This is a genomic window from Methylobacterium sp. B1 (assembly GCF_000333255.1).
Classification (GTDB): Bacteria; Pseudomonadota; Alphaproteobacteria; order Rhizobiales; family Beijerinckiaceae; genus Methylobacterium; species Methylobacterium fujisawaense.
The window spans coordinates 1-1,443 of the sequence record NZ_BACT01000850.1; the positions used below are offsets into that span (position 1 = coordinate 1).

Annotated in this window: 2 protein-coding genes; both read left to right on the forward strand. The window is 63.5% G+C overall.

The genetic code is table 11. From position 1 onward, the window contains the following. Positions 1-554, forward strand: a 554-nt coding sequence (locus I53_RS24555; protein ID WP_043355646.1) for a patatin-like phospholipase family protein, incomplete at its 5' end; no start/stop codon positions are given. 332 nt (positions 555-886) lie between these two features. Next, a complete protein-coding gene (locus tag I53_RS24560) occupies positions 887-1,087 on the forward strand; it encodes a hypothetical protein (protein WP_043355648.1) in 201 nt (66 codons plus the stop codon). Positions 1,088-1,443: the final 356 nt, after the last annotated feature.

The following is a 1,443-nucleotide window of genomic DNA, read 5'->3' on the forward strand; positions in this document are numbered from 1 at the left end:
ATACGGGCCGGGGCCGGGTGTTCCGCAACGCCGAGGTCACTGCCGACGTGCTCCTCGCCTCGGCATGCCTGCCGACCCTGTTCCAGGCGGTTTGGATCGACGGTGCCTCCTACTGGGATGGAGGCTATTCCGGAAACCCGACGATCACCCCCCTGGTCCGCGAATGCGAGTCGCGCGATACGATCATCGTGCAGGTCAATCCGGTCGAGCGCAGGCAAGCGCCGACCTCGGCCCGGGAGATCCTCAACCGGCTCAACGAGATCTCCTTCAACGCGGTCCTGCTCAAGGAACTGCGGATGATGGCCTTGCTGCGGCAGGTCGCGCCCACGGACAATTCCGAGTGCGCACGATGGGCGGCCATGCGCATGCACCGCATCGCCAGCGACGTTGTCGCCGAGCTGGGCTCGTCCTCGAAGCTCAATGCGGAATGGGCATTCCTGACGATGCTTCGGGATGAGGGACGCCGGAGCGCCGCGACGTTCCTGACCGATCATGGGCCGGATCTGGGCCGGCGTCCGTCCTTCGACCTCGACCGACTGCTCGAAGGCGTCTGACGCAGCCGGAACGCCCCGTCGCGCATGACAGAGCTTGCTGAACTTGATCAAGATCACGGCGCCTATATTGATTTAAAACTTATATTTATTTGGTATAAATGCGGCATGTGTTCCATTTATCAGTCTTGCGCGTCGCAGATCGACGATATCTTGTCAGACTAAATGGGTCGCTGCCCAAGCCTCTTCAAACCGGTTCACGCGCATGATCGGCGCGGCACTTCGCAGTCGGACCGGCTCAATTCCGGGGGAGCACCTTCACACCGAAGACCGCTCGTCGCATCCGGCCGGCCCCGGAAACGGCCCGGCGCCCACAGACAGAGGAGTGAACGCTTATGCACACGATCCGGGCTCTTCGCGCGGCGCTGACCGCCTTACCCCTGTTGACCTTCGCGACGTTCGCGGACGCGACGGCCGCTGGCCCCGCACCGGGCAAGGCGCTGGCCGGACCGACGGTGTCGGAAGCCAGGGTCACCATCGGCCGTCACAAGGCACTTCCGAAGAAGAAGCGTATCCATCGCGAGCGGAAGATGTAGGGGCGATCGAGCGACCGCAAATGCATGACTGACTTGACCGGCTGGCTTAGAACCGAACCGATCGAGAGCATCTGCCCGGTGCAAAGCCAGCCTGTCAGGGTATCGGGTTCGCGCCGAACGAGAAGTTTTGGCACGGGGCCACCGCGACCACGGCGATGACGCATGCCGCGATCCAAGGCTGGACGGCAAGGCCGGCCCTGAGATGGAGCGGGTCACCGAAGGACCGTATGCCGGGTCATGAGCTCGGGCCGCGCGTTCCGCAGTCAGCAACACGATGCCAAGAGCGTTCCGTCGGATTTCCATTCAGCTGAGACGCTCGGCGCCCAGCGGCGCATGAAACAAGGCGTCGATGCCGC